Here is a 23,600-nt window from a genome sequence, read left to right on the forward strand (position 1 = left end):
ATGCCAGCTGGACAGTGCTTACGCCAAACTATTTGCGGAATATGCGGTGCAGGTACCGCCCAACGCCCCGGGTTGGTGGCTCGGTTTCGGTTCCGGCGAAAGAAACTTCCGGAGCGGTGGTTGCGGCTTCAGGGGCCAGGGGCTGCTGGGGCAGCAGAATCAGGAAGCTGTTGTCCTGGAAATACTTGGAGAGGTAATACGGCAGCTTCTCCAGTTGCCGAACGTGGGAGGTGTGCCCCCTGCGCGACGAAACAATCAGGAACAGGTCGTTGGCTTTCACTTCTTTGCTGAAAATCAGGAAGTCGTCCCACTCATTGAACCCCACGTACTTCACGTTGTGCAGGCTGCTATCCAGGGCATTCAGCGCCTGAATGGCCTGCAACGTAGCGGCCGAAGCGTAGAACACCAGGGGCAGGGCGGCTTCCTTGGCAATGGTCTGCACCGTGCCCAGCCAGTGCGCAAAGCCGGTTTCCAATTCGGCCTGCGGGGGTACGGCCGCCACAATGCGGGCCAGCGTGTTGAGCGGCTGCCGCGACTGATACACGAAAATTTCCTCGGTGGTGCTGGCCAGAATCTTTTCGGCCACTGGCCCCAGGAAGCTTGCGGGACTGTAGCCCTTGTGCAGCCCAATCAGCACGCTAGTGATTTTCTGCTCCTTAATAGTGTACACAATGCCGTTGCTGCGGCTGGCGTCGTGCCGAATCAGGGGGACGATTTCCCGCTCGGTGGCGGCGGCCTGTTTCTGGGCTTGCTCCATCATCTTCACACCCAGCGCCTCCTGCGCGTCTTCCTCGTCGTCGCTGACGATGTGCAGGGCGTACACGGGTACCTGGCTTCTGCGTGGCCGCATCAGCAAACCCAGGTCCACCATGTCCACCACCGTATCGGGGTAAGCCAACGATAATAGGATTCGCTCGCCGGAGGGCTCGGTGGGGGCTGCGTTGTTGCTTTCTTCGAGTTGGGCCAGCGTGCGGGCCGATTTTTCCACCTGAAACGAGCTGACCGCGCAGCTAGCCAGAATCAGCAGGATAGTGCCGTTGAGCACGTCTTCATTGAGCAGGCGCACCGGCTCGCCGTTGGGAGCTTCCCCGATGATGATGTTGTAGCCCACCAGAATTATGGCCAGCGTGGCCGCCGCGTGGGAGGTGCTCAGCCCGAACATCAGGTCGCCTTCCACCGCTGAAAGCCGGAACACCCGCTGCGTGATTTTGGCGGCTATATATTTCGTGACAATGGCAATGAGCACAATAACGCCGGCCACTTTCAGGGCGCCTGTGCCTTTCACCAGCACGCTCACGTCGACCAGCATGCCTACCCCAATCAGGAAAAACGGGATAAACAGCGCGTTGCCCACGAAGTCGATGCGGTTCATGAGAGGTGAGGAGTGGGGCACAAACTCATTGAGCACCAGCCCCGCAAAGAAGGCCCCGATAATAGCTTCGAGGCCCGCCATTTCAGCCAGGAAGGCGGCTAGCAGCACCATGGCCAGCACGAAGATGTACTGCGAGACGCTGTCGGTGAAGCGCTTGAAAAACCAGCGCACCACCACCGGAAATCCGAAGAACACCAAACCCACAAACACCAGCGACGACCCGCCCAGCCGCACCCAGAACGCCGTATCGGCGCTGCCTTTGGCCAGGCCCGAAATAGCCGCCAGAATAACCAGCGCAATAATATCGGTAACCATAGTGGCCCCGATGGTGAGCGTAACAGCCAAGTTGCGCGTAACGCCGTAGCGGCTGGCAATGGGGTAAGATACCAGCGTGTGCGTGGAAAACATACTAGCCAGCAGCACCGACGATAAAATACTAAACCCCAGTGCATAATGACTGGCCAGCACCCCGAACGTAAACGGCATCAGAAACGTGATAAGCCCGAATGTCAGAATCTTGTTGCGGTTCTTTTTGAACTCGCTCAGGTCGATTTCCAACCCCGCCAGAAACATGATGTACAGTAGCCCCACCGTCCCGAAGAGCACAATGCTACTGTCGCGCTGCAACAAATTCAGGCCGTAGGGCCCAACTACTACCCCGGCAATGATGAGGCCGATGATGTGGGGAACCTTGATTCGCTGGAACAGAATCGGGGAGAAGAGAATGATGAACAGAACCAGCGAAAAAATGATAACCGGGTTTTTGAGCGGTAGCGAGAAATCCAGCGTGTTAAGTAGAATCATAGCAACAAGGTTAGGGAGCCAGCACAGCCGTGTCTTTGGTGAGCTGAAGGGCGTAGACGATGCGGCAGTGGCCGGGCCGGTCTATTTCCCGCACGCCTTCTAACCGGCGGTTGCTTGCCAGCTGAAGCCGGACGGTAATGGTAGCGTCGGGCAGGGTTTCGTTGGTGAGGTGCTGGGCGGTTAGCTCCAGCGTATTGCCGTTGAAGGCCCCTGAGTACACCCGCTGCACTTTGTCGTTGAAGGTGGCCTTCACCAGCACGGCGTTCTGCTCGTAGGAAATCTCCCACTGCTCGTTTTTGCTATCACCGATGGCCGAGCCGGGGCAGGAGGTTTCGGTGCAATCCATGCGTGTGGCCCAGGTGCCTAGCATGCCGGCCTGCACCGAGTCGGTGGGCTGCTGCATACGGGCACTGTCGAGTACCTGGGTGGCTTTAGCGAGGCGCTGCTCCCGTAGGGTGAGGGTATTTTCGCGCAATACCAGCTCCTGTTCGCGCTGGTTGAGGGCTGCTTCCTTCTGCCGTAACTCCCGCTCCCGCTCCTGGTTTTGGCAGCTTGTTGCGAGCAGGAGCACAAGCGAAAATAAGACGATTTTTTGCATGTAGTAGGTGGTTGACAGGGGAGAAAAGCGCCATAGTACCGTTGGGCTACCGCCCTCTGGTACGACTATTCTGGGTGGCTGTTCGATAAATCAAGCGCTCATACCCTCCACCGACTACCAACTACAACCTGAACAGTAGCGTTGAAATCCGTTGCAATTACTGCTTCGGGGCGGAACAGCAGTGCCATAAAAAAGGGCTGTGCGGCCCTTTTTTATGGCACTGCTTATGCTTTGGCTTGACCTGGTTGCCATAACACAAAATCGAAGGATTCTACATCCTGCTCCGCCATTATAGAAGGTAGCGAAGCCACCGAATTAAGCAATAGCTCATATCCTATATTGGTTGGGCCGCGCCCTGCATACGCACGCTCTGCAAACCCTTTGATAGTTACGGCATAGTTTCCTGCGGCAACTGTAGCAGCAACTTGTGGAGCTAGCGTTTCATTTAATGGCATTTGTTGGTAAAAAGCTGCATCCCATTCCATAAGTGAATAGATATCAGCCACTACTAGTTTATTATGACACCCTACTACCAACGGGAAGGGAGTCGTGGTAAGCCGTACCCAATCAGTGCGAACAATACTGCTGCCCGAGTCATTGAGGATGATTTGGTAGTCTAGGGGAGGGATGGTGTATATCGGTAAGACAAGTCCCTGTTGAATAACAGCGTCGCCTATAGTGGTATCACGCTGGAATAGTTGGAATAAGTTTGCCGTTGCAATGCCTTGCTGCGCAAGGAAATCAGCCAGAAGGTGCGGGTCGAAAATAGCTATGCCAGGACCATCCAGCATGAGGTGGAGTTGCTTGACCATTGTTGAGTTAGTAGCCGGTAACGAAAAGACTAAGCGCTGTTTATGGGCTTGGTTAAGTAAGCAATGATACGGGGCAACAAAAAAGCGGAGCCGTGAAGCTCCGCTTTTCCACTTGGTCAAGCACGTAATTTTTAGTGGTCGTGGCCGCCTTCACCGTGCACGTGGCCGTGGTCCATTTCCTCTTGGGTAGCTTCGCGCACCTCGGCTACTTTACCGTCGAAGTGCATCACCATGCCAGCCAAGGGGTGGTTGAAGTCCATTTTCACGCTGTCGGGACCGATTTCCACCACTTTGCCTTGCATGTGGTGGCCCTGGTTGTCGGCCATGGGCAGGAAGTTGCCTACTTGCAGCATTTCCTGGTCGATTTGGCCATCCACTTCAAATACGTTCTTCGGAATGTCCACTACGGCTTGGTCGTCGTACTCGCCGTAGGCCTGCTCGGGCGTGAGCGAGAAAGTGAACGAGTCGCCGGCTTGTTTGCCGTCGAGCTGGCGCTCAAACTCCTCGGGCAAGCCGCTCTGCCCAAACAGGAACACCATAGGAGCATCCGCTTCGGCCGATTCTACGAGCACTTTTTCTTGGTTTTCGTCGGTCACGCTCAGGTCGTAGGTGATGGTGACGACTTTGTTTTCGCTGATTTGAGCCATACTGCGGGGAGGACGGGGAAGTCCCGGTGTGGATTGGAAAATAGGGTTAGGGCGGCTAGTTACGGAATTGGCTTGTAATTCCAGCCCCTTCCCGAGTGATACTGAAACCAAAGCAAATGGGTTTTGAGAAAGTGGCCGAGGGCTCTAAATGGAACTTCACCGCCAAATCTGCCGGGCGGTATTGTTGAGCCGGGCTAGGCTGCCGCCAAGTTTGCTGTGCACTGCATGCCGCAATGTTTTACCTTTAATAGGTAGATAGGCTTTCTCACTCTCGCACTGTGCAAACGTTTTCTGGTAACATCCTTAGGTTATATAGTCAATGGCCGCTCTGGCTGCTGGCCGTACTGTGGCTACTGCAAAGCTGCACAACTCCCGAAAAGCCTAAATACCGCATCGGTTTCTCGCAGTGCAGCACCACCGGCTCGTGGCGGCAGGCGGTACTGGCGGGTATGGAGCGGGAACTGAGCTTTCACCCCGAAGTGCAGTTGCGCATGCTCGATGCTCAAGACAACAGCCAGCGCCAGCAGCAACAGATTCGGGAGCTGCTGCGCGGCGGCCTCGATTTGCTGATTGTGTCGCCGTACGAGGCCGGCCCTGTAACGCCCGCCGTGCAAGAAGCCTACCGCCGCGGCATCCCAGTGGTACTGCTCGATAGACGCATCACCTCCCAGGATTACACCGCCTACGTGGGCGGCGACAACCTAGAAGTGGGGCAGGCAGCGGCCACCTACGCAGCTCGGTTGCTCCACGAGCAAGGCAGCGTGCTGGAACTGCTGGGCGCGCCGGGTTCGTCGGCTACGGCGGGCCGGCACCAGGGCTTCACGCAGGGCCTGACGGCCTTCCCCAACATGCGTCTCGCCGCTCAGGTGACCGGGTACTGGAACGCCACCACTCTGAAGCGGCCTTTGCGGCTGGCCTTGCAGGCGCACCCCGAGGTGTCCTTGATTTTTGCCCACAACGACAACATGGGCCGCGCCGCCCGGGAGGTGCTCCGGGAACTGGGCCGTAGCAAGCAAGTGCGCATCATCGGGGTGGATGGGGTGGTGCTGGAACTGGTGCAGCAGCGGGTACTCACGGCCTCGTTGCTGTACTCGCCGGCCGGGGAAGACGCCATCCGGCTGGCTCTGAAAATCCTGCATAAGCAGCCCTACAAGCGCGAAAACAAGCTCAGTACCATCGTTATCGACTCGACCAACGTGCTGACCATGATGCAGCAGCACGAGAAAATATTGGCTCAGCAAAACGACATTGAGTTGCAGCGCGGGCTGCTGCAAACGTTGCGCGCCACTTATGCCAGCCAGCAAACGGTGCTCAACGGCCTGCTGGCCACGCTGCTCGGCGCTATAGTACTAGGAGCTGTGGCGTGGCGCTCGGCCCGCAAAAACCGCCAGATCAACCACCAGTTGGCCTTGCAGAACGCCGAAAACGAGAAAATCAACCGGCAACTCGTGAGCAAAAACGAGGAAATCAGCTTCCAGCGCAACCAATTGGAAGAGCTGTCGGCTCAGTCGCGCGCTGATACCGAGGCCAAGCTGCGCTTCTTCACCAATTTCTCGCACGAATTGCGCACCCCGCTCACCCTGATTATGGGTCCGGTGGAAGAACTGCTGGCGGGCAGTGCCAACCTCACGGCACCCCAGCGCCAAGACGTGCAACTGGTGCGGCGCAACACCCAGCGGCTCTTGCAGTTAGTAAATCAATTGCTTGACTTCCGCAAGATAGAAGTCGGCAAGATGACGGTGCGCGCCACCGAAGGCAACGTGGTGGACTTCGTGCAGGACATTGTGGACCTGTTCGAGAAGCCGGCTCGGCAGCGGGGCATCCGGGTGCTGTTTCAAGTGGCCGAGCCGGTTATAACGGCTTGGTTTGATGGCAACATCTTGGACAAGGTGTTTTTCAACCTGCTCAGCAACGCCCTGAAATTCACGCCGGATAAGGGCCGCATCACCGTCAGCCTCCAGGCCAGTCCTGACGGCCAGCACCTGCGCGTGAGTGTGGCCGATACCGGACCGGGCATCTCGGAGCACGACCGGGCGCATGTGTTCGAGTGGTTTTACCAAGGCAACCAGCAGGCGGCTGGCAAGGGCTCGGGCATGGGGCTGGCGCTGGCGCAAGGCTTGGTGCGGCTGCATCAGGGCCAGCTCACGTTCAGCAGCGTGCCCGGCCAGGGCGCTACGTTCACGGTAGAGTTGCCCCGCGAGCTGCCAGAGGCCCTGCGCACCCACGCCGAGGCCGCGCCGGTGCATTTTGCCCTCGACGAGCTGGAAACCATCAAAGGCTCTTTCCCGGATACAACCCCGCAGCCCAGCCCCGACACTGAGCTGTTAGTGCTGGTGATTGAAGACAACCCCGAGGTCAACGACTTTCTGGCCCGCAAGCTCCGCTCGGATTTCCGGGTGGAAACTGCCACCGACGGCCACACCGGCTTCCGCTTGGCCACCGAGCTGATTCCGGACCTGATTGTGTGCGACGTGATGATGCCGGGCCTGACCGGGCTGGAAGTAGTGGCCCAACTCAAAGACGACTGGCGCACCTCGCACATTCCGGTGGTGCTGCTCACGGCTCGCAACGCGCCCGAGCAGCAGGTGGAAGGCGTGCAAGCCGGCGCCGACCTCTACCTAACTAAACCCTTCAACCCGACTTTTCTGCTGGAAAGCCTACGCACCTTGCTGGCCAACCGCAGCCGCCAGCGCGAGCATTTTCGGCGGCAACTTTCGGTGGCCCCGGACACCACGCCCGCCAGCAGCGCCGACCAGAAATTCATTGCTGAACTCACGGCCATTGTGGAAGCCAACCTCACCAAAGCCAACCTGAGCGTAGAAGATGTGGCGCGCAGTTTGGGCATCTCACGCATGCAGCTCTACCGCAAAGTGAAGGCCGTGCTCGGCACCGGCGTCACCGATTTCATTCAGAGCGTGCGCCTCACCAAGGCCCGCGACTTACTGCTCAACGATACCCTTACCGTTACGGATGTGGCCTACGAAATAGGCTTCTCCTCGCTGTCGTATTTCTCTACCAGCTTCAAGGCGCGCTACCAGGTGTCGCCCTCCGAGTTTCGGGCCCTGCACACCGCTCCGCCCAACTGAAAGATTTCTTGAAAGCCGCGTTACAAATTTGCAAACGAGCCCCCGTTGGGCTCGTTTTTTATTTTATATACTATTGATAAATAAGATGTTGCAATAAAATGATTTTTGAACAGCATTTGAAAGAATCCAGCAAATAGGAAAGGCAATTGGGAGTGAACATTTGTAGAAACCACCGCTCCTAGTGAGTATGCCTGCTGCCTCAACCTGCTAGGCTTGCCAAGATTTCCCCCGTTGATTTCCCACTTAGCTCCGAGCACTATGCAAAAATTTACCCACCTGCTGATGCCTGCCGCATTAGCGCTAAGCCTATCTGCACACGCCCAAACCCGGACGGTAACGGGCACCGTACTCAGTGCCTCCGACAAGAGCCCGCTGCCCGGCGTTTCGGTCATCATCAAAGGCACTACCACCGGCACGTCCACCGACCCCAACGGCAAGTTCACGCTGCCCATAGCCGCCGCCGACAACGACGCCGTGCTTATCTTCTCCTTCATTGGGTTTGAGCCTACCGAAGTGCGCGTTGCCGGCCGCTCTGCAATCGATGGCGTGCAGCTGAAAGAGAAGGTTACCGGCCTAGATGAAGTGGTGGTGGTCGGCTACGGCACCCAGCGCAAGCGCGACCTAACCGGGGCCGTGGCTTCCATTTCGGCAGAGCAGGTGGCCGAAACACCTATTGCCCGCGCCGACCAGATTTTGCAAGGCCGGGTGAGCGGCGTGCAAGTGACGCAAACCAACTCCGAGCCCGGCGGCAACGTGTCTATCCGCATCCGGGGCACCAACTCCATCAACACCGGCAACGAGCCGCTATTTGTAGTGGATGGTTTCCCCGGCGCGGGGGACTTGAACTCCATCAACCCCTCGGATATCGAGTCGGTGGAGATTCTCAAGGACGCTTCGGCCACAGCCATTTACGGTTCGCGCGGCGCGAATGGCGTGGTGCTCATCACCACCAAAAAAGGCAAAGCTGGCAGCAACAACATCAACTTCGAGGCTTATACCGGCGTGCAAATGGTGCGCAACAAGTACGAGCTAATGAACGCCCGCGAGTTTGCCGAGTACCTCAACGACGTGCGGGAGCAGGGCAACGAAAACTCCACTAGTCCGCTGCCGCTGCCCTATACCCAGGAGCAGATTGATGCGCTGGGCGAAGGCACCAACTGGCAGGATGAGATTTTGCGGCCGGCCCGCATGAGCAACTACCAGCTGAGTTTCAACGGCGGCAACGAAGGCACGCGCTACAACCTCAGCTTCAACTACTTTGATCAGCAGGGCATCATCCTGAATTCGGGTTTCCAGCGCGGCACGGTGCGCCTGAATCTGGACCGCAAAATCAGCCAGAAGCTCAGTTTCAGTCTCTCCAGCCAAGTGGCGGGCACCTTCGAGAAGCGGGCTTTCGTGAATTCCTCGGGGGGTAGCAACGGGGGCGTTCTGCTTGATGCCCTGCGGATTAGCCCCATCATTCCGGTGCGCGACGAGTTTGGGCAGTACACCTATTCCAACACCCCCTTGCCGTACGTGGAAGACGTAGGCAACCCGGTGGCCTACGCCGAAAAAGCCAAAGACCACCGCACCACCGGGCGCGGGCTGTTCAACGTGGCCGGCAACTACGAGATACTCAAAGGCCTGACGTTGCGCCTGACGGCCGGCCTCGACTACCGCACCATTCAGGCCGACGTGTTTCGCCCGAACGATATCTTCCTGGGCCGCCTCAACAACGGTTCCGGCTCCCGCTCGGAAACCAACCGCTACAGCTGGCTCAACGAAAACACGCTCACCTACGACACCAAAATCAACGAAAACAACGCCCTGAACGTGGTGGGCGGCCTCACCTTCCAGCAGTTCTACGGCAACGACTTCTCGGCCTCGGCCAACAACTTCTTCACCAACACGCTCGGCTCCGACAACCTGGCGCTGGGCGCCAACATCCTGACGCCCAACTCGGGTCGCTATACCAACACGCTGGCTTCGTACTTCGGGCGCGTCAACTATCGGCTGTTCGAGAAGTACCTGTTCACGTTTACGATGCGGGCCGATGGCTCGTCGCGCTTCGGTAAGAACAACAAGTGGGGCTATTTCCCGTCGGCGGCCTTTGCGTACCGGATTATTGATGAGCCGTTTATGAAGAACCTCACCGCCTTCAGCGACCTGAAGCTGCGCGTGGGCTACGGCGTAACCGGCAACCAGGAAATCAGCAACTACCAGTCGTTGGCGCGCTACGATGTGGGCTCCTACGCCTCGGGCAGCAACCGGCTGGTAGGCTTGGTGCCGCTCAACATTGTGAACCCCGACTTGCGCTGGGAAACCACGGCGGCCAGCAACGTAGGCATCGACGTGGCCTTCCTGCAAAACCGCATTTCCGTTACGGCCGACGCCTATTACAAGAAAACCACCGACTTGCTGCTGCGCGTGTCAACGCCCCGCACCACGGGCTACAACGACATCTACCTGAACGCGGGCAGCGTGCAAAACAAGGGGGTGGAGTTTGCGCTGAACACCACCAACTTCAACGGCGAAAAATTCGGCTGGAACACCAACCTCAACGTTTCGCTGAACCGCAACAAGGTGCTAGACCTCAACGGCGAGTATGAGCGATACGTGGGTGCTTCCAGCTCCAGCTTGTTTGTGGGCTCGGGCCTGGGCCAAACCAGCGTGCTGCGGGTAGGGGAGCCGATTGGCTCGTTCTACGGCTACGAGTTCGACGGTATCTGGCAATCAACTGAAGAAATCCAGGCCAGTGGTACCCGCACCGTAGTACGTCCCGGCGACCCGCGCTACCGCGACTTGAACGGCGACGGCGCCATTACGGCCCTCGACCGTACCATCATCGGGCAGGCTCAGCCGCAGTTCATCTACGGCGTAACCAACAACTTCAAGTACGGAGGTTTCAATTTGAGCGTGTTCATTCAAGGGGTGGAAGGCACCGACGTGCTGAACCTGAACCGCTACGAGCTGGAATCGGGTTTGACGAGTACCAACAAGCTGAAAACCGTGGTGAACCGCTGGACGCCCACCAACACTGACACCAACATTCCACGGGCCGGCAGCACGATCCGGCGCTCCACCGGCATCGTGAACGACGTGCTGGAAGATGGCAGCTTCGTGCGCCTCAAAACCGTGACCCTGGGCTATACCGTGCCCAAATTCAGCAAGGTGGTGAAGTCGGCCAGTGTGTACATCACGGCCCAAAACCTGGTTACTTGGACCAACTACTCCGGCTACGACCCGGAGGTAAACTCGTTCGGCTCCGACAACCTGAGCCTCAACACCGACTACAACGCCTTCCCCAGCACTCGCACCTTCATTGCCGGCCTGAAGCTGGGTTTCTAGTGTTGAGCTGCCAGACCGTCATGCCGAAGCCAGCCGAAGCATGACGCGTGCTGACACCGGATTATTAACCTAACCTCAGCCCGCGAGATGCTTCGGCTGGCTTCGGCATGACGGTTCCTCTTCAACTTGTACCTACCATGAAAAAATATATCTGCTTACTGGGTTTGGCTTCGTTGAGCCTGGCTTCCTGCGAGAAGTTTCTGGAAGAAAAGCCTTACGATTTTATTGCCGCCGAGAACTTCTACAAAAGCGAAGGTGACGCGGTGGCGGGCCTCAATGGGGTGTTCAACGCTTTGCTGCCCCAAACCTACTTTGGCCGCACCGGCTGGCAAATCACGGAGCTGCCTGCCGACCTTATTCGAGTGGGCTCGGCCACCGACGAGCGGGCCCAACTCTCACGTTTCACCTACACCTCCACCAACACCGAAATCAACAGCTGGTGGACCAACACCTACCGGATGATCAACCGGGCCAACGACGTTGTTGAGAAGGTGCCGACCGTGAGCATGGACGAGGCCCGCAAAAACAACATCATCGGCAATGCGCGGTTTCTGCGGGCGCTGGGCTACTTCGATATGGCCCGCTGCTTCGGCGACGTGCCGCTGGTGCTAGCCACCGTGAAAGGCCCTTCCGATGACATCCGGCCGCCGCGCGCCCCGCTGGCGCAGGTGTACGAGCAGATTATCAATGATTTGAAATTTGCTGAAGCCAATTGCTTTCCGGAAAGCCAGATTGCCGCCGGCGAAAAAGGGCGCGTTTCCAGCGGCGCCGCCACGGCCATGCTGGCCAAGGTGTACCTAACCCGCGCCAGTAGTGCCGCCGTGCAACCCACCGACAACCAGGATGCCCTAGCTGCCTGCAACCGGGTGATGGCCTCGAACACCTACCGCCTGCTGCCCGTGTACGGCGACGTATTCGACCCAGACAAGGAAAACGGCCCCGAGCACATCTTCTCCATCCAGTTCGATTTGCCGCCGAATACGGGCAGCATCATTGTGCGGCAGTTTTTGCCTTCGCAATTGAGCGGGCTGGGCACATTTACGGTGGAAGATGCCTTCGTAGCTTCCTTCGCCGCCACCGACGTGCGCCGCGCTTGGAACATCAGCAACCAGGCCGGTACCACCACCTTGCCGCGCTACTACTTCAACAAGTTCCGAGACCCCAAGCGAATCGTTAACGATTCGCGCACCAACTACCTGATTACCCGCTACGCCGACGTGCTGCTCATGCAGTCGGAAGCCCTCAACAACTTGAACGCCAACGACGCCACCAAGTGCCAGGGCATCAACGCGGTGCGCACTCGCGCCGGTTTGGCGCCGCTTTCGGGCACTACTACCAAGGATGCTTTTGTGGATTTATTGGTGCGGGAGCGGGCTTGGGAGTTGTGCCAGGAAGGCCACCGCTGGTTTGATTTGGTGCGCCTCAAGCGCCTGCGTCAGGCCGTGCAAGCTAGCACGCCCACCCGCGTAGTCGACGACAAATACTACCTGTTCCCGTTGCCTCAGCCCGAGTTGCTGCTCAACCCCAACCTCACCCAGAATCCCGGTCATATTTAATGGGTACTGTCAACAAAAGTCTCCGTAGAGTTCTGTTCTGGGTAATATTGGTTACGGCCGGGGCAGCACAAGCCGCCCCAACGCAACCTTTCCTGCTGCTGGACGCCGCCCGCATGGCCGCCTACAAGGCCGCTTACAAGCGTGGCAGCGCGCCGGAAATGGAGCAAGTGAAAGCCGTGCTGAGCCAAGCCGACAAGGCACTGCAACACGACCTGTACACCGTCACGAGCAAGACCAAACTGCCTCCTAGCGGCGACAAGCACGATTTTATGTCGCAGGCGCCGTACTTCTGGCCCGACCCTAGCAAGCCCGACGGCAAACCCTACATCCAGAAGGATGGCCTGGTAAATCCGGAGGCCAAGGCTATGAAAGACGATGCCGCCGTGGCTGGCGTCTGCAAAGACGTGAAGACCCTGGCTTTGGCTTACTACTTCTCGGGTGACGAGAAATACGCCACCCAGGCGGCGCGCCAGCTGCGTGGCTTCTTCCTGGACCCTGCTACCCGCATGAACCCCAACCTAAACTACGGGCAGGGGATTCCGGGCACCACGGAGGGCCGCAGCTACGGCATCATCCAGACCCGCCACTTGGTGGAAATACCCGAGGCGTTGGCGCTGATGAACGGCAGCAAAAACGTGGATGAAAAGCTGGTAACCGGCCTCAAAACCTGGTTCACGCAGTACACCGATTGGCTGACCACCAGCAAGCTGGGCGTGGCCGAGGGTAACACCAAAAACAACCACGGCACCTTCTACGACCTGCAAGTGGTGGATTTTGCCTTGTTCACCGGTAACAAAACCCTGGCCCGCACCACGCTGGAAAAGCAAACCCTGCCGCGCGTGGCCCTGCAATTCGCCCCTGATGGCGCGCAGCCGCTGGAACTGGCCCGCACCCGCCCCTGGAACTACACCTCCATGAACCTGCAAGGCTGGGTGCAGCTCGCTGTTCTGGCCCGTCAAGCCGGGGTGGATCTGTGGCAGTACCGCACCGCCGACGGCCGCAGCCTCCAAAAAGGAGTGGAGTGGTTGCAGCCGTATCTGATGCGTGAAAAGCAGATGGACCGCGCCGACGTAACGCCCACATCCAACACCACGGCCCTCATGCTCTACCAGCGCGCCGCGCAGGAGTATCCGTCGCTGAACGCCAGCCAGGTGCTGGCCCTGTATCCCGATTTCAAGTCGGCCCCCTGGGAGATATAGGCGCAATGCGCTCATTATAAGGCAAATATTAGCTCCTACCCGTTTGCCCTCCCTTCCTAACGCCCGGCTTCCTCTGTCCACGGGAGAGGGAGCCGGGGAGGAGGTCCGTGTCTGTTGTATCAGAAACTACATGAAAGTAAAGCTAATTGCCCTTCTACTCATTCTAACCCATGTGGCGCTGGCTCAGCGGCACACACGGCTCACTGCCGGGTGGGAGTTTGTGCAGCAGGACCTGGGCGGCGTGTGGGAGGCGGTGCGGCCCGTGGTAGCGGGCAACCCCGAGAGCGTGCCACTGTGGCAATCCGTGACGCTGCCGCATTGCTTCAATGCCCGCGACGCCGTGGACCCCGACCAGAACTACTACCAAGGCCCAGGCTGGTACCGCACCCAGCTAGCTGTGCAAAACCCCTACGCCAACGGCCGCACCCGCCTGCATTTCGAGGGCGCGGGCCAGAAAACCGACGTGTACATCAACACCACCAAAGTAGGTAGCCACGTGGGCGGCTACGACGAGTGGACCGTGGATATTACGGAGGCAGTAGCCGCGTTTCAGCAGACTGAGGCCTACCAGAAGCAGTTCCAAGGCCGAATCCCGCTCAGCATCCGGTGCGACAACTCCCGCGACCTGGAAATGATACCTTCTGATTTGTCGGACTTCAACGTGTACGGTGGCCTCTACCGCTACCTGAACCTGGAATACCTGCCGGCCGTGGCGGTGGAGCGGTTGGCGGCCCAGGTGGCAGTGGATGCCGCTGGCAAAACCGGCTCACTCACGCTGAAGGCCACTTTTCTGGAAACCAGCATTTTAAACGCCGAAACGCCAGTGTCAATACGTCTGCTCGACCCGCAGGGCAAGCAGGTGGCGCAACACCGAAGCACGCTAGCCGTGAAAGCCGGCGAGATGGAGCTGCACCGATTTGCGGTGAAGAACCCCCGGCTTTGGTCGCCGGACCGTCCCCAGCTCTACACGGTGCAGCTGACGGTGGGCAGCGGGCAGCAGGCGTATCAGCAAAGCGAGAAAGTGGGTTTTCGGCACAGCGAATTTGTGGAGCACGGCCCCTATAAACTGAACGGGCAGCGCCTGCTGCTGCGCGGCACTCACCGCCACGAAGACCACGCCGGCGTAGCTGCTGCCATGACCGAACCCATGATTCGGCAGGAAATGGTGCTGATGAAACGTATGGGCGTCAACTTCATCCGGCTCGGGCACTACCAACAGTCGCGCATCGTGCTGAATCTGTGCGACTCGCTGGGAATACTGGTGTGGGAGGAAATTCCGTGGTGCCGCGGCGGGCTGGGTGGGCCGGTGTACCAGGCGCAGGCCAAACGCATGCTCCGCAACATGGTGCAGCAGCACTACAACCACCCCAGCATCATCATCTGGGGCCTGGGCAACGAAAACGACTGGCCCGGCGACTTCCCCGAGTTCGACAAGCAGAAGATTCGCGCCTTCATGACCGAACTCAACGACCTCTCGCACCAGTTGGACCGTTCCCGCTACACCGCCATCCGTCGCTGCGACTTCTGTAAGGACATTGTGGACGTGTATTCGCCCTCTATTTGGGCCGGCTGGTACCGCGGCATCTACACCGATTACAAGGAAGTTACCGAAAAGGAATTTGCTGGCGTCAAGCGCTTCCTGCACGTGGAATGGGGTGGCGACAGTCACGCCGGCCGCCACTCCGAAACTCCCGACAACGCCCTGGCCAAGATAACCGCTGGCCAAGGCGCCGACGAGCGGGCCGGCGACGCCTCCTTGTTTGGGGGCAGCGCCCGGGTTTCCAAAGATGGCGACTGGAGCGAAAGTTACCTCTGCAACCTCGTGGATTGGCACCTCAAAGAGCAGGAAACCATGCCCTGGCTGAGCGGCACCGCCTATTGGCCCTTCAAGGACTTTTCGACCCCCGTGCGCCCCGATAACCCCGTGCCCTACATGAACCAAAAGGGTGTAGTGGAGCGCGACTTCACACTCAAAGAAGCCTACTACGTGTTCCAATCCTACTGGACTGCCGCCCCCATGGTGCACCTCTACGGGCATTCCTGGCCGGTGCGCTGGGGAGAAGATGGTGAGCTGAAAATGGTGAAAGTATACTCCAACTGCGCCGAGGCTGAGCTATTCGTGAACAGTAAAAGCTACGGCGTGAAAAAGCGCAACGCTCAGGACTTCCCGGCGGCCGGCCTGCACTGGAACGTGCCTTTCGTGGCCGGCGAAAACCAGGTGCGCGTGGTGGCCCGCCAAGGCAAGCAAACGGTGCAGGACAATATTAGCTTCCGCTACCAAACCCAGAAATGGGGCAAACCCGCCAAGCTGACGCTAAGCAAAGTAGCTGATACCAACGGCCAAACCACCGTGGAAGTAAAGCTCTACGACGCCCAAGGCGTGCAGTGCCTGGATGCCGCCAATTGGGTGGAATTCTCACTAGCCGGCGCCGGCCAGCTCCACGATGACCTGGGCACCAGCAGCGGCTCGCGCAAAGTGCAGGCCTACAATGGCAGGGCTATTATCCGCCTGGAAGCCCAGCCTGGCCAGACTGCCGTGGCCGTTCAATCACCCGGCCTAGCCACCGTAGTATTAGCCTTATGAAAAAGGCAAGACTCATCATCCTTGCTTTCCTGTGGGTACTCCTGGTACCCACCGCAATAGCGCAGCGCATCACCCAATCCATCAACACTAGCTGGCTGTTTGCCAAGGCAGCCGGTCAGGAATTCGCCGACGCGGTGGCCCCAACCATCGGTTGGGAGAACGTAACCATTCCGCACACCTGGAACGCCACCGACGTACTCGACGACGAACCGGGCTACTACCGGGGTGTGGGCTGGTACAAGAAAACGCTGCACGTGCCCGCTGAGTGGCAAAACCGCCGCCTATACCTCTATTTTGAAGGAGCCAACCAAGAGGCGGAAGTGTACGTGAACGGTCAACTCGCCGGCCGGCACGCGGGGGGCTACACGGCTTTCCGGTTGCCTATCAGTAAGTTATTGACCTTCAACGGCGCTGGCTCTGCTACCGCCGAAGTGCTAGTGAAGCTCACCAATCGTCACAACCCCGACATTCCGCCCCTGACGGCCGACTTCACCTTTTATGGGGGGCTCTACCGCGACGTGCACCTGGTGGCCGCTCAGCCCATTCACTTCGACCTTGACAACTACGCTTCCACTGGGGTTTTCGTGACGACGCCCACCGTGTCGGGGGCCGCTGCCGAGGTGGTGGTAACGGGCCAGCTGCGCAACGAGACACGCAAGGCGCAGAAACTGGTGGTAGTGTCGCAGCTACTGGACCGGCAGGGTAAGCTGCTAGCGCGGCAGCAAACGCGCCTCACGCTGCCAGCCGGCGAGCAACGGCCGTTTCGGCAGCAGTTGCCGCGCCTGAACCAGCCGCATCTATGGTCGCCCGACGACCCGTACTTGTACCGCGTGGTGTCCACTGTGCAGGAAGCGGCTGGCGCCCAAACGGTGCTGGATGAGGTAACGAATCCGGTGGGGCTGCGCTGGTTCCGGTTCGATGCCGCGCAGGGCTTCTTTTTGAACGGCCGGCCGCTTAAGCTCATTGGCACCAACCGCCACCAGGATTTTCCGGGCCTTGGTAATGCTCTGCCCGATGCCCTGCACGAGCAGGATGTGCAGTTAATCAAGCAGTTGGGCGGCAACTTCCTGCGCGTGTCCCACTATCCGCAAGACCCCGCCATGCTAGCGGCCTGCGACCGGCTGGGCATCTTGGCGTCGGTGGAAATTCCGGTGGTCAATGCTATTACCGACTCCGAGGCCTTCACGAGCACCTGCCTGACGATGCAGACGGAGATGATTCGGCAGGGCTTCAATCACCCCAGCGTTATCATTTGGGCCTACATGAACGAGGTGCTACTGCGGCTGCCCCCCGGCCTAAAGCGCGACAACGAGCCCGGCCGTGCCTATCTGACCAAGGTGAACCGCCTAGCCCGCCAACTCGACAGCCTCACCCGCCACGAAGACCCGGCCCGCTACACCCTGCTCGTCAACCACGGCGACTTTGCCCTCTACCAGCAAGCCGGCCTGCTGAGCATTCCACAGTTAATTGGTTGGAACCTATACGCGGGCTGGTATTCCGGTGATTTACAAGGTTTTCCGGATTTTCTGGACCGCCACCACCGCGAACTGCCCGACAAGCCTCTGCTGGTTACCGAGTACGGGGCCGACTCCGATGTGCGCCTACACAGTTTCCGGCCGCGTCGCTTCGACAAAACCACCGAATACGCCAACCGCTACCACCAGTTCTATCTGAAAGCCATTCTCGACCGGCCATTTGTGGCGGGTAGTATGGTGTGGAATCTAGCCGAGTTCAACTCGGAAACCCGGCAAGAAGCTACGCCTCATATCAACAACAAAAGCCTACTCACTGGCGACCGGCAACCCAAAGACGCCTACCTGTTCTACCAGGCTCACTTGCTGAAAACGCCCTTTCTGCGCATTGGCTCCCGTGCCTGGACGTTGCGCGCCGGCCCCGCCGCCCATCCCGACTCGCTGTTCTGCCGCCAGCCTATGGAGGTGTATACCAACCAGCCCGCGGTGCAGCTTTCCCTCAATGGCAAGAGCTTGGGCACCCAACCCGCCGTGTTTGGGGTAGCCCGCTTTCAGGTGCCGTTTGGTAATGGTGTGAACCAACTACGGGCTCAGGCAACTAAGGTGACTGTGGAAGACGCAGTTGACATCGAGTTTCAGCTGCTGCCTACCAATCTTCGCTCGGCGCAACTGCCCTTTACGGAGCTGAATGTGAGCCTCGGTGACGAGCGGACGTTCACCGATACCAAGCTACACCAAGTGTGGGTGCCCGAGCAACCCTACACGCCCGGCGGCTGGGGCTACGTGGGCGGCCGAGTGTACCAACAGGCTGGCGACCGGCTGCCTTACGGCTCCGACCGCAACATCCTCGGCACCGACTACGATGCTATTTATGAAACCCAGCGCCTGGGCCTCAGCCAGTTCCGCCTTGATGTGCCTGATGGCGAGTACGAAGTGACACTGCATTTCGCGGAGCTGGAAGCCGCCCCACAGGGTGAGCAACTGGTGTATAATCTGGCTGCTGGGAGCACGAAGACGACGGATATCATGCAGAGTCGCGCGTTTTCGGTGCTAGTAAACGAGCAAGAATTGCCGGAGATGGATACCGCTACTTCCCTGCCGCCTTTGCAGGCAGTAAAATACACCGTGCCGGTTTCAGTGCGCGGCCAGCGCGGTATTGTCGTTGATTTTAAAGCCAAAACCGGCGACGCCTTTCTTAATGGAATTCAAGTGAAACGGCTGTACTGAGTGCCTACCGCTAACAAGGATTGCAAGGGTTAATCAATTGTTTGATAAGGATTTGAATTTCGATTGTGTGCCTAGAAAGCACGTCTCTGAATTTGGTTTCGTGTGGATTTTTGCCTGGTTTCTTATGAATCGGAAAACGCTTGTACTGTTGCTGCTTTTGCTTGGGGCTGTTGCCGGGCAGGCCGGGCGCCCGGCCCGCAAGCTAGAGCGGCAGGTTGAGGCGGTACTGCGCCGCCAGGTGTTGGCCGAAGCCGCGTGGGCTTTGCAGCAGGCACCGGTTACGGTAACCAGTAGCACCTCGCCACGCAGTGCCGGCGGCCCCCACGACTTCTTCTCTGAAGGCGACTATTGGTGGCCCGACCCCGCCAACCCCACTGGCCCCTACCTCCAGCGCGACGGTGAAACCAACCCTGCCAACTTCGTGGCGCACCGCCAAGCTATGATTCGGTTTAGCCGCATCATGGGGGCGCTGGCTTCGGCCTACAAACTCACCCACGATGCACAGTACGTACGCCACGCCCTTGTGCATCTGCGGGCGTGGTTCCTTGATCCAGCCACGCTTATGAACCCGTCGTTGCTGTATGCGCAGGCCATTACCGGCCGCTTCACGGGGCGGGGCATCGGCATTATTGACACCATTCAGTTGATGGAAGTGGCGCAGGGCGTGCTGGTGATGCAGGCAGATAAGCAGTTCAGTGCCTCTGATTTAACTGGCATCAAGACCTGGTTTGCGCAGTACCTAACCTGGCTGACAACGCACCCATACGGCCAGGACGAAATGAAGGCCACCAACAACCACGGCACCTGCTGGGTGATGCAAGTGGCGGCTTTTGCCCGGCTGACTGGCAACCAAGAGCTGCTGAATTTCTGTCGGGAGCGGTACAAAACGGTATTGCTACCGACCCAAATGGCGGCCAACGGCTCGTTCCCGCTGGAAACCAAGCGCACCAAGCCCTACGGATACTCGCTTTTCAACCTGGATGCCATGACCATGATTTGCCAGATGCTCAGCAGCCCACAAGATAATTTGTGGGCGTACCAGACGCCTGACGGCCGCAGCATCCGGCGGGGCATTGAGTTTCTGTATCCATTTGTGGCCAATAAAAACGCCTGGCCTTTCGCCAAGGACGTGATGTACTGGGACAACTGGCCGGTGGCACAGCCCTTTCTGGTGCTGGGCGCCGTGCAGTTCAACCAACCTGCCTGGTTTGCGGTCTGGCAGCGCCTCGATCACGCGCCGCAAGTGGAAGAATTGGTACGCAACCTGCCCGTCCGCAACCCCCTGATTTGGCTGAACTGATTTCTCCTACCTACCCACCACTGAGCCAGCAGGCCGGGCGCGTTGCCGCAACGGGCCGGTGCGTTGCCTGGCGCATGACCTTATTCCAATGAACAGAAAGACCGTGTGTTTCCACCTGGGCCTGGTATTACTGGCCACGCAGGCGCTGGGGCAGGCCCCGTATAAAAAGACCCTGAAGCTAGCCGAAACCCAGGCCGGGCTCCTGCTCAAACAAGCCCCCAAAGCAGTGCAGCAGAAACCAGCGGCCTCCGGCAAGCCCGCGCCGGTGTCGCCGCGCACGTTGTCGGAGAGCGGGGAGTTGGTGATGGTGCCCTCGCGCGACTGGACCAGCGGCTTCTTTCCGGGCTACTTGTGGCTGCTCTCCGAAGCCAGTGGGCAGCCAAAATGGCAAACGGCCGCCCGCACCTACACGGCCCGCATCGAGCCCGAAAAAACCAACGCCACCACCCACGATATGGGTTTCAAGGTGTACTGCAGCTTCGGGCAGGGCTACCGCCTCACCCAGGATGCCGCCTACCGGGCGGTGCTGCTGGAGTCGGCGCGCACGCTGTGCACCCGCTTCAATCCCACGGTGGGAGCCCTGCGGTCCTGGGACCACCACCGCGAAACCTGGGGCTTCCCGGTCATCATCGACAACATGCTGAACCTGGAACTGCTCTTTGCCGCCACCCGGCTATCCGGCGACTCGTCGTTCTACAAAATTGCCGTTAGCCACGCCAATACCACCCTGCGCCACCACTTCCGGCCCGATTTCAGCTCCTACCACGTAGTGGATTACGACACCGTAACGGGCCAGCCGGTAAAGAAAATGACGCACCAAGGCTACGCCGATGGGTCGGCGTGGGCGCGGGGGCAGGGGTGGGCGCTGTACGGCTACACCATGTGCTACCGCGAAACCAAGAACCCCGCCTACCTTGCGCAGGCCGAAAAAGTGGCCCAGTACATCCTCAATCACCCCAACATACCCCCAGACCTGATTCCGTACTGGGATTTCAACGCGCCCAACATCCCCAACGAGCCGCGCGACGCCTCCGCCGGGGCCATTATTGCCTCGGGGCTGTATGAGCTCAGCACGTTCAGCGCCGCGCACGGGGTGCTCTACCGCAGCAAAGCCGACCAAATGATGGCCAACCTAGCCCGCAGCTACACCGCCAAGCCCGGCGGCAGCCAAGGTTTCCTGTTGCTGCACAGCACCGGCTCGAAACCAATGAACAGCGAAATAGACGTACCACTTATCTACGCTGATTATTACTTTCTGGAAGCTCTGCTCCGCCAACGCAACCTAGCCGCCGGCCGGGGTTTGTCGGTGCGGTAAAAACGTGTTTAGTAATCTATTTTGCCGGTCATGCTGAGCTTGTCGAAGCATCTCGCGTGCTGATGTTGGATTAGCTACTCAACGATTTCAGCGAGATGCTTCGACAAGCTCAGCATGACCGGCATAAGACTTTTGCTACTGACTATGACTATCCATAACCTTTAGTCAACAAAGAAGCCCCGGTTTCAAACTCGGTGAAACCGAATCTGAAACCGGGGCTTCTTTGCAGGAACTAATGCTCTATTGCAGCTCCCAAGCCGTGCGGTAGGCCCCAATGCTTTCCACGTAGTCAAGGAAGGCCTTGTAGAACGGGTGCGAGCCGAGCGTGGACGAGTCGCCGACGATGAGCAGCTTCTTGCGGGCGCGGGTCATGCCCACGTTCATGCGGCGAATGTCGCTCAGGAAACCGATTTCGCCTTGCGTGTTGCTGCGGGTGAGGCTGATGGCAATAATGTCGCGCTCCTGGCCCTGGAACGAGTCCACGGTGCCCACACTCAGCATGCGGTGCTCCATAAGGCCAGCCAGTTCGTCGTTGCCTTCTACAGCGTCCTTCAAATAATTTATTTGGGCGCGGTAGGGGGCAATTACCCCGATGGTCAGCAGGTCCTCGGTGTGGTCGGCGGCGTCGTAGGGCTCCAGAAGTTGCGCCAGGCGCTTGAGCAGCAGGTCGGCCTCCTCGGGGTTGGCAATGGAGCGGCTTTCGGCAATGCCCAACTCCTGGAAGCCGAAGCCAGCCGTATCTAAGAACTCCACGGCCTGATCGGGCGCGAAACGGATGTCGTAGTCGGGCAGGTCGGCGTGGGCCACGGTGGGGGAGGCCAGCAGCTTGCCGTCGTAGAACTGCTCGGAGCTGAACTCCATAATCTGCTCGTGCATCCGGTACTGCACTTTCAGCATGCGGGCCGTTTCGGGCTGGCGCCGGATGCACTTCTCGAACAGCGTTTCGCGCAGCGCCCCCGCTTTTTCGCTCTTGATGGTGGGCGGCAGCTGCTGGTGGTCGCCGGCCAGCACTACGCGGTTGCCTTTGGTTATCGGAATCCAGCAGCCCGGTTCCAGCGCCTGCGCGGCCTCATCAATGAAGATGGTTTCGTAGGTAAGGTGGCGGATGGCGCGGTTACTGGCACCCACCAGCGTGGCGGTAATCACCTGCACTTTGTCCAGCAAATCCTCGGTGATGTAGCGCTCCAGATTGTCGGAATCTTGCAGCATCAAATGGGCCTGCTCTTTGAGCTGACGGCGCTCTTCCCGCTCTTCCCACCCGAAATGACGCTTGAATTTGCCGGCTGCTTCGCGGTACTGCTCGGCGGTCTGGCGCATGCTTTTCAGCTCAGGGTAGCTCTTGTGGGTCATAATCTGAGCATCGAGCGTGTGCTCCAGCAGCAAGTCCGACACCCGGGAGGGGTTGCCCATCCGAATTACGTTCACGCCGCGCTCGGCCAGCTTCTCGGTCAGCAAATCCACGGCCGTATTGCTGGGCGCGCACACCAGTACCCGCCGTTCCCGCCGGGTGGTTTCCATGATGGCCTGCACCAGCGTAGTGGTTTTGCCGGTGCCGGGCGGGCCGTGAATGATGGCTACGTCCTTGGCCGCCAGCACGTGCCGCACGGCTGCTAGCTGCGACTCATTCAGAGGCGAAGGGTAGTAGAGCGTGGCTTCGTTTTCGGGGCGAAACTGCGCGGGTTTGGCACCCAGCAGCACGTCGCGTAGCTCGGCTAAGCGGCCATCGAAAGCGCCCATCACCTTGCCCAAGGCGTACTCCATCTCGCGGTAGCTCACCTCATCGAAGGTCAGGTCCACGCCGAGTTTGCCTTCCTCCACCCAGTCGGGGAGGTCTTCTTTGGTGGTGGCTAGCAGGATTTTATTGCGCTTGACGCTGGTAATCACGCCGTTGAGCGTGGGACGGTCGGAGCCGGAACGGCCGGGCACGTTGCCAAACAAGGCTGCGTTCTTGCCCACCTGAAACAGGTGCAGGCCCTTCTGCGAAGCCGGGCGTTCCAGTTCCAGCACCAGCTTACCACCGAAGCCGATGTCTTCCTTGATGATGGTGACGGGGTACCAGGTCAGGCCGCGCTGTTGGCGCTCGGCAATGCTGGCCTTGGCATTCTTGAGTTTGAATTGCTCCAGGTCCTCCTGCTGTTCCAGCTTCATGAGGGCCTGCACCTTACGCAGTTCTTTTTCTACTGCGTAGGGGTCGGTATAGGTCGGTTGTTCAGTCAACAGAGTGGTATTAGATATTCGCTGATAACAACGAAAACGGCAAATTGGTGGCCGAAGGTCGGGGAGAAATTTTGGAACGTAAGG

At 59.0% G+C, this 23,600-nt stretch carries 13 protein-coding genes; 8 read left to right on the forward strand and 5 right to left on the reverse strand.

Annotated elements, in window-relative coordinates:
- Nucleotides 1-28 precede the first annotated feature (28 nt).
- The 4 genes from G536_RS28595 to G536_RS0117650 form a co-directional block, all read right to left on the reverse strand.
- Nucleotides 29-2,176, reverse strand: a complete 2,148-nt coding sequence (locus G536_RS28595) for a cation:proton antiporter (protein ID WP_022824927.1) — start codon at nt 2,174-2,176, stop codon at nt 29-31.
- Nucleotides 2,177-2,186: 10 nt separating this feature from the next.
- Nucleotides 2,187-2,774 carry a hypothetical protein gene (locus G536_RS0117640; RefSeq protein ID WP_022824928.1) on the reverse strand — a complete coding sequence of 196 codons (588 nt, stop codon included), beginning with the start codon at nt 2,772-2,774 and terminating at the stop codon, nt 2,187-2,189.
- A 224-nt stretch (nt 2,775-2,998) separates the two neighbouring features.
- The gene (locus tag G536_RS0117645; RefSeq protein WP_022824929.1) at nt 2,999-3,586 is read right to left on the reverse strand and encodes a hypothetical protein; all 588 of its coding nucleotides are present in this window, start codon (nt 3,584-3,586) and stop codon (nt 2,999-3,001) included.
- Between the two features lie 131 nt (nt 3,587-3,717).
- Entirely contained in the window at nt 3,718-4,233 is a 516-nt protein-coding gene (locus G536_RS0117650) for an FKBP-type peptidyl-prolyl cis-trans isomerase (RefSeq protein WP_022824930.1), read from the reverse strand.
- A 278-nt stretch (nt 4,234-4,511) separates the two neighbouring features.
- On the opposite strand from G536_RS0117650, the gene G536_RS0117655 reads away from it, so the two are divergent.
- From G536_RS0117655 to G536_RS0117690, 8 genes are all read left to right on the forward strand, one after another.
- Entirely contained in the window at nt 4,512-7,319 is a 2,808-nt protein-coding gene (locus G536_RS0117655; protein ID WP_022824931.1) for a substrate-binding domain-containing protein, read from the forward strand.
- A gap of 258 nt (nt 7,320-7,577) precedes the next feature.
- Nucleotides 7,578-10,646 carry a SusC/RagA family TonB-linked outer membrane protein gene (locus G536_RS0117660; protein ID WP_033370386.1) on the forward strand — a complete coding sequence of 1,023 codons (3,069 nt, stop codon included), beginning with the start codon at nt 7,578-7,580 and terminating at the stop codon, nt 10,644-10,646.
- 137 nt (nt 10,647-10,783) lie between these two features.
- Nucleotides 10,784-12,202 carry a RagB/SusD family nutrient uptake outer membrane protein gene (locus G536_RS0117665; RefSeq protein ID WP_022824932.1) on the forward strand — a complete coding sequence of 473 codons (1,419 nt, stop codon included), beginning with the start codon at nt 10,784-10,786 and terminating at the stop codon, nt 12,200-12,202.
- Between the two features lie 47 nt (nt 12,203-12,249).
- Entirely contained in the window at nt 12,250-13,401 is a 1,152-nt protein-coding gene (locus G536_RS0117670; RefSeq protein ID WP_169515125.1) for an alginate lyase family protein, read from the forward strand.
- A gap of 130 nt (nt 13,402-13,531) precedes the next feature.
- Complete coding sequence (locus G536_RS0117675; RefSeq protein ID WP_022824934.1) at nt 13,532-15,985, forward strand: glycoside hydrolase family 2 TIM barrel-domain containing protein; 2,454 nt, start codon at nt 13,532-13,534, stop codon at nt 15,983-15,985.
- Complete coding sequence (locus tag G536_RS0117680; RefSeq protein WP_022824935.1) at nt 15,982-18,684, forward strand: glycoside hydrolase family 2 TIM barrel-domain containing protein; 2,703 nt, start codon at nt 15,982-15,984, stop codon at nt 18,682-18,684. The genes G536_RS0117675 and G536_RS0117680 overlap by 4 nt, the downstream gene beginning before the upstream one ends.
- 124 nt (nt 18,685-18,808) lie before the next feature.
- A complete protein-coding gene (locus G536_RS0117685) occupies nt 18,809-19,984 on the forward strand; it encodes an alginate lyase family protein (protein ID WP_022824936.1) in 1,176 nt (391 codons plus the stop codon).
- Between the two features lie 88 nt (nt 19,985-20,072).
- Entirely contained in the window at nt 20,073-21,299 is a 1,227-nt protein-coding gene (locus G536_RS0117690; RefSeq protein WP_022824937.1) for a glycoside hydrolase family 88 protein, read from the forward strand.
- Between the two features lie 240 nt (nt 21,300-21,539).
- On the opposite strand, the gene G536_RS0117695 is transcribed toward G536_RS0117690, so the two are convergent.
- Nucleotides 21,540-23,516 carry an AAA domain-containing protein gene (locus G536_RS0117695; protein WP_022824938.1) on the reverse strand — a complete coding sequence of 659 codons (1,977 nt, stop codon included), beginning with the start codon at nt 23,514-23,516 and terminating at the stop codon, nt 21,540-21,542.
- Nucleotides 23,517-23,600: the final 84 nt, after the last annotated feature.

The organism is Hymenobacter norwichensis DSM 15439 (genome assembly GCF_000420705.1).
Taxonomy (GTDB): domain Bacteria; phylum Bacteroidota; class Bacteroidia; order Cytophagales; family Hymenobacteraceae; genus Hymenobacter; species Hymenobacter norwichensis.